Origin of the sequence: Bradyrhizobium pachyrhizi, from assembly GCF_001189245.1 — a bacterium.
Classification (GTDB): Bacteria; Pseudomonadota; Alphaproteobacteria; order Rhizobiales; family Xanthobacteraceae; genus Bradyrhizobium; species Bradyrhizobium pachyrhizi.
In genome coordinates, this window is the sequence record NZ_LFIQ01000094.1 from 113950 (window position 1) to 120353 (window position 6404).

At 63.9% G+C, this 6404-nt stretch carries 6 protein-coding genes and 2 riboswitches; of the genes, 5 read left to right on the forward strand and 1 reads right to left on the reverse strand.

The features are described from left to right. Positions 1–562 (reverse strand): ABC transporter substrate-binding protein (locus tag AKL29_RS45445; RefSeq protein WP_244482350.1); only part of this gene is annotated, 562 nt, incomplete at its 3' end. A 265-nt stretch (positions 563–827) separates the two neighbouring features. Here AKL29_RS45445 and AKL29_RS24135 point away from each other — a divergent pair. The 5 genes from AKL29_RS24135 to AKL29_RS45450 form a co-directional block, all read left to right on the forward strand. After that, on the forward strand, positions 828–1958 hold the full coding sequence (locus AKL29_RS24135) for a M20/M25/M40 family metallo-hydrolase (RefSeq protein WP_028336107.1): 1131 nt from the start codon (positions 828–830) through the stop codon (positions 1956–1958). A 91-nt stretch (positions 1959–2049) separates the two neighbouring features. Further along, positions 2050–2156, forward strand: a riboswitch (glycine riboswitch). 3 nt (positions 2157–2159) lie between these two features. After that, positions 2160–2274, forward strand: a riboswitch (glycine riboswitch). 65 nt (positions 2275–2339) lie between these two features. Then, complete coding sequence (locus tag AKL29_RS24140) at positions 2340–3698, forward strand: D-amino acid dehydrogenase (protein ID WP_050385887.1); 1359 nt, start codon at positions 2340–2342, stop codon at positions 3696–3698. A gap of 160 nt (positions 3699–3858) precedes the next feature. Further along, positions 3859–4800, forward strand: a complete 942-nt coding sequence (locus AKL29_RS24145) for an ABC transporter permease (protein ID WP_028336105.1) — start codon at positions 3859–3861, stop codon at positions 4798–4800. A 3-nt stretch (positions 4801–4803) separates the two neighbouring features. Continuing rightward, positions 4804–5691 (forward strand): ABC transporter permease, encoded by an 888-nt coding sequence (locus tag AKL29_RS24150; RefSeq protein WP_028336104.1) that lies wholly within the window; start codon positions 4804–4806, stop codon positions 5689–5691. A gap of 157 nt (positions 5692–5848) precedes the next feature. After that, a partial coding sequence (locus tag AKL29_RS45450) for an ATP-binding cassette domain-containing protein (RefSeq protein WP_430648890.1) occupies positions 5849–6404 on the forward strand: 556 nt, incomplete at its 3' end.

Below are 6404 nucleotides of genomic sequence, written 5' to 3' on the forward strand. Positions count from 1 at the left end.
TGTCCGGCGGCGTCTCGGCAAGACGCTTCGGCATCATGAACGGCACGCGCGACGACGGCTTGCCGATCGATTCCAGCACGAGGCCGTAGGGTTCCTTCAGCTTCAGCGTGATGGTCTTGGCGTCGGTCGCCTCCAGGCTCGCGACGAAGTCCATCAGCTTCTGGCCCATGCCGTCGACTTTGCCCCAACGCTGCAGCGAGGCGACGCAGTCTTCCGCGGTGACCGGCGCGCCGTCGTGCCACTTCAGGCCGTCGCGCAGCGTGAACGTGTAGGTCAGCTTGTCGTCGGAAACCTTCCAGTCCGCCATCTGCGGCTGGATCTTGAAATTGGAATCCGTCGCCAGCAGCGTGTCATAGATCATGTAGCCATGATCGCGCGTGATGTAGGCCGTGGTCATGATCGGATCGATGACGCGCAGATCCGAGTGCATCACCGCGGTGATGGTCTTGCCCGCGGCCATCGCCTGCGGTGCGAATGACAATTCCTGCGGCGCGAACGACAGCGCGAGCGCCGTCAACGCGGCCGCTAGCGTGCGGTGTTTCCAACGCGAGATAGGGAACATGCAATCTCTCCTGACGTGTAACTGGTCAAAGCCGGCTTATTCGTTATGCACGCGGTTCGTTATTTAGGCGAACTAACATGCTGTATGGCTTGTGAAATCGAGACTTGCACCAAGCGCCAAGCGCGTCAATCGGTTTCAGGTCGCATCGGACGTACACAAACGAATGAGGCCGCGCGCCAGATTTTGGCTTTACAAAATCGTCGGCTGAGATTTTCGTAACGCGCGCGCGATGCCGGCGCCGTCAGAACAACAAGAGAGAACAACGATGAACCCCGCCAATCTCCCGTTTGATTCCGAAGCGATGCTGCAGGGCCTGCGCAGCTGGGTGGAATGCGAAAGCCCGACCTGGGACGCCGCCGCGGTCGAACGCATGCTCGATCTCGCCGCCCGCGAGATGGCGATCATGGGTGCGACGATCGAGCGCATCGCCGGACGCCAGGGCTTCGCGGGCTGCGTCCGCGCCCGTTTTCCCCATCCGAAACAAGGCCAGCCCGGCATCCTGATCGCCGGCCATCTGGACACCGTTCACCCCGTTGGCACCATCGAGAAGCTGAAGTGGCGGCGCGAAGGCAACAAGTGCTTCGGGCCGGGCATCTTCGACATGAAGGGCGGCAACTACCTGTCGATCGAGGCGATCAGGCAGTTGGCGCGCGCCTCCTTCACGACTCCGCTGCCGATCACCGTGCTGTTCACCCCCGACGAAGAAGTCGGCACGCCGTCGACGCGCGACATCATCGAGGCGGAAGCCGCGCGCAACAAATACGTGCTGGTGCCGGAGCCCGGCCGTCCGAACAACGGCGTCGTCACCGGCCGCTATGCGATCGCGCGCTTCAATCTGGAAGCCACCGGCAAGCCCAGCCATGCCGGCGCGACGCTGTCTTCCGGCCGCTCCGCGATCCGGGAGATGGCGCGGCAGATCATCGCCATCGACGGCATGACCACCGAGGACTGCACGTTCTCGGTCGGCATCGTGCATGGCGGCCAGTGGGTCAATTGCGTCGCGACGACCTGCACCGGCGAAGCGCTCAGCATGGCCAAGCGCCAGGCCGATCTCGACCGCGGCGTCGAGCGCATGCTGGCATTGTCGGGCACCGCCAACGACGTGAGCTTCAAGGTGACGCGCGGCGTCACTCGCCCGGTATGGGAGCCCGATGCGGGCACCATGGCGCTGTATGAAAAGGCAAAAGGCCTTGCGGCAGCGATGGGTCTCGATCTGCCGCACGGCAGCGCCGGCGGCGGCTCGGACGGCAACTTCACCGGCGCGATGGGCATCCCCACGCTCGACGGCCTCGGTGTACGCGGCGCCGATGCACATACGCTCAACGAGCATATCGAGGTCGACAGCCTTGCCGAACGCGGCCGCCTGATGGCGGCGCTGCTGGCGACGCTGGACTGACATCGATTGCACTGCACAACACGTTGGCACTGCCGGATCGAAATTTAGCCTTGTCCATTTTTAAGGCTTCGCCTACGGTCCGGCCGTCCAACGCGACGATGCGGGAGAGATCGAAGCGACAACATTCGTGTTGTTGCCTTCGGCGCCGACGGAGCAACCGCCCCGGAAACTCTCAGGCAAAAGGACTGTATCGTCAGGACGATCTGGAGAGAGACGAACATGGCCGCACATCAAGGGCCATGACGTCCACCGAAGGGGATAGTTCGCTTCCGGCCCCGGCCCGATGCGGATCAAGCTCTCAGGTACCGTGACAGATGGGGCGCCGATGCCGGTTTCACCGGCGGTTCGGCGACTCTAACCCACGGGAGCCTGAAAACCATCATGCCACACATCGCGATCATCGGCGCCGGCATCACCGGCGTAACGACGGCCTATGCCCTGCTTGAACGCGGCTACAAGGTGACTGTCCTCGACAGGCATCGCTACGCCGCGATGGAAACCTCGTTCGCCAATGGCGGACAGCTTTCCGCCAGCAACGCCGAAGTCTGGAACAGTGCTGCGACCATCCTGAAGGGGCTGCGCTGGATGCTGAGAAGCGACGCGCCGCTGCTGATGAACCCGAAGCCGAGCTGGCACAAATATTCCTGGATCGGCGAGTTCGTAGGTCACATCACGCGCTATCGCGGCAACACCATCGAGACCACAAAGCTCGCCATCGAAGCGCGCAAGCATCTGTTCTCGATCGCAGAGCGCGAGAACATCGCCTTCGATCTCGAGCGCCGCGGCATCCTGCACGTCTATCACGACAGGGCCGGCTTCGAAGCCGGCCTCAAGGTCAACACGCTGCTGCAGCAGGGCGGGCTCGACCGCCGGCCGGTGACCCCGGACGAGATCCGCGTCATCGAACCCGCGTTGCAGACGGCCTGCTATGGTGGTTTCTTCACGCCGTCGGACGCGACCGGCGATATCCACAAATTCACCCGCGGCCTCGCCGACGCCTGCATCCGCCGTGGCGCGAGCTTTGTCCATGAAGCCGACGTCGACACGATCGCGCGCGGCGATGACGGCTTCCGCATCGGCTGGAACGAAGCTGCTTCACATGATGCTGCGGTCGCGACGCGACGGCAGTTGCAGGCGGACGGGATCGTGATTTGCGCCGGCGTGGCGAGCCGCCACTTCGCCGGCCTGCTCAACGATCGCGTCAATGTCTATCCGGTGAAGGGCTATTCGATCACGGTGCAGCTCGATGCGCCGCAAAGCCGGAATGCCGCGCCCACCGTCAGCCTGCTCGATGAAGCTGCGAAGATCGTCACCAGCCGGCTCGGCGCCGACCGCTTCCGCGTCGCCGGCACCGCCGAGTTCAACGGCTTCAACCGCGACATTCGCGCCGATCGCATTCAACCGCTGGTGGACTGGGTGCGGCATCATTTCCCAGAGATCGATACGTCGAAAGTCGTGCCATGGGCGGGCTTGCGCCCGATGATGCCGAACATGATGCCGGTGGTTCGCGCCGGACGGATTCCGGGCGTGTTCTACAATACGGGCCACGGTCATCTCGGCTGGACACTGTCGGCCGCGACGGCGCAGATGGTGGCCCAGGCGATCGACGATTGGCGCGACCTCGACACGCCGCCGATGGCGCCGTCGATCGGTGCCGGGCTCGACGTGGATTCCAACGCGCGCAAAGCTGAAATCAATCCACCTTCCAGTGGACTGCTTCGAACTTCACCGGAGGAATAATCGCGGCCAACAGGACTGATTAGCTGCACCGCAAAAACCGCAGCACCGATGGCATGGGACTTGCTCAAGTTCTACCGTGAGTCTGCTACCATCTGTGCTACGGTCTGGTGTGCAACGGTCCCGCTGGGGACTTCATCGACCACAACCCAACGGATCAAATTTGCTCGGATATCTGCTTCGCCGCATCCTCGCCGCCATTCCCGTGATGGGCGTGGTGGCTCTGTTCGTGTTCCTGTTGCTGCGGCTGACGCCGGGCGACCCGGCCGCCATCCTCGCCGGCGACAACGCGACTCCCGAACAGCTCGAACGTATCAGGACCTCGCTTGGTCTGAACGAGCCGATCTACATCCAGTTCTACACCTGGATCGCCAAGCTGCTGCACGGCGACCTCGGCGTCTCCCTGATCTCGAATAAGCCGATCCTCGAAATGATCGTCCCGCGCCTCGAGCCCTCGATCTCGGTCGCGCTGGCCACCATCATCCTCTCGATCCTGGTGGCGGTGCCGCTCGGCGTGATCGCGGCCTGGAAGCACGGCACCTGGATCGACCGCTTCGTGATGGGGCTCTCGGTGCTCGGCTTCTCGGTGCCGGTGTTCGTGATCGGCTATGTGCTGATCCAGATCTTTGCGATCGATCTGCGCTGGGTTCCGGTACAGGGCTTCAAGAGCATCTCGGCCGGCTTCGGTCCGTTCTTCCAGCGCCTCATCCTGCCGACCTGCACGCTCTCCTTCATCTATGTCGCGCTGATCGCACGCATGACGCGAGCCTCGATGCTCGATGTGCTCGGCGAGGATTACGTGCGCACCGCGCGAGCCAAGGGCATCGGCGAGACCGGCGTGCTGTTGCGCCATGCGCTGCGCAACGCGGCCGTGCCGGTCATCACGGTGATCGGTTCCGGCTTCGCGCTCCTGATCTCGGGCGTCGTCGTCACCGAAAGCGTGTTCAACCTGCCCGGCATCGGCCGCCTCACCGTCGATGCGGTGCTGGCGCGCGATTATCCGGTGATCCAGGCCATGATCCTGTTGACGTCGGGTATCTACGTCGCGGTCAATCTGTTGATCGACCTCGCCTACACCCTGCTCGATCCTCGTATCCGGTACTGAGCAATGGCGATCGAAACCCTTCCCGAATCCTCGCTTCCCGTCACCCGGCCGTTCCGCGTCAAGTTCGGCTTCCTGACGTCGACGCCGATCATCGCGGTTGCGACGATCTGCCTCGCCCTCATCATCCTGATGGCGATCTTCGCGCCGCTGCTTGCGCCGCATGATCCTCTGCTGCTGACGCCGTCGCAGCGGCTGAAGCCGTCGAGCGCGCAATATCTGCTCGGCACCGACGCCTATGGCCGCGACCTGTTGTCGCGCATCGTCTACGGCGCACGGATCTCGCTGGTGATTGGGCTCGGCGCCGCCGTCTGCTCGATCGCCATCGGCCTTCTGATCGGTCTCGTCGCCGGCTTCTTCCGCTGGGTCGATGCGGTGCTGATGCGCGTGATGGACGGCTTGATGGCGATCCCCGCCATCCTGCTCGCGATCGCCGTGGTGTCGCTGTCGGGTGCCAGCATCTGGACCGTGATGGTCGCGATCACCATCCCCGAGATCCCGCGCGTGGCGCGGCTGGTGCGCTCGGTGGTGCTGACCGCACGCGAGGAGCCTTATGTCGAGGCCGCGATCTCGCTCGGCACCAGCCTGCCGAAGATCATGTGGCGGCATTTGATGCCGAACACCATCGCGCCGCTGATCGTGCAAGGCACCTATGTCTGCGCGTCCGCGATCCTGACCGAGGCGATCCTGTCGTTCCTCGGCGCCGGCATCTCGCCGGAAACGCCGACCTGGGGCAACATCATGGCCGAGGGCCGCGCCTACTTCCAGGTCAAGCCGTCGCTGATCTTCTGGCCGGGGCTGCTGCTCTCGATCGCCATTCTCAGCGTCAACCTGATCGGCGACGCCGCGCGCGACGCGCTCGATCCCCGCATGAAGCAGCGTGAGGGCAAGTGACGGCTTCAATGCCAATTGAAGCCGTCATTCCGGGATGGTGCGTGAGCACCAGACCCGGAATCTCGAGATTCCGGGTTCGATGCTCCGCATCGCCCCGGAATGACGCAAGACGAAAAACATCACGGTCGCTCCTCGTATTGCCGGTGGAATCAGTCCTATGACCAACGTCGTCCTCGACATCAGCAATCTCGTCGTCGGCCTCGGCCGCAAGGCGGATGCACATCGCATCATCGACGACCTCTCGCTGCAGGTCCGTGAAGGCGAGACGCTCTGCCTGGTCGGCGAAAGCGGCTCGGGCAAGTCGGTGACATCGCTCACCGTGATGGGCCTGCAGCAGAAGGGCACGCTGGTGCCGTCTGGCGGCAACGTCAAACTGGTCGGCGAGGAACTGCTCACCGCCAGCGACCGGCGGCTGCGGCAACTCCGCGCCACGCGGATGGCGATGATCTTCCAGGAGCCGATGACCGCGCTCAATCCCGTCGTGCCGGTCGGCCGCCAGATCGACGAGGTGCTGCGCGCCCACACCGATCTCGACTCCCGCGCGCGGCGTCAGAAAATCCTGGCGATGATGGAGCATGTGCGGCTGCCGGATGTGGAGCGCATCTTCTCCTCTTACCCGCATCGCCTCTCGGGCGGCCAGCGCCAGCGCATCATGATCGCGATGGCGTTGGTTCTGGAGCCGAAGCTCCTGATCGCGGACGAGCCGACCACCG

Coding starts and splice junctions, on each gene's coding strand:
- AKL29_RS24150 (WP_028336104.1), top strand. CDS start 4,804: ATGGCGATCGAAACCCTTCCCGAATCCTCGCTTCCCGTCACCCGGCCG.
- AKL29_RS24135 (WP_028336107.1), top strand. CDS start 828: ATGAACCCCGCCAATCTCCCGTTTGATTCCGAAGCGATGCTGCAGGGC.
- AKL29_RS24140 (WP_050385887.1), top strand. CDS start 2,340: ATGCCACACATCGCGATCATCGGCGCCGGCATCACCGGCGTAACGACG.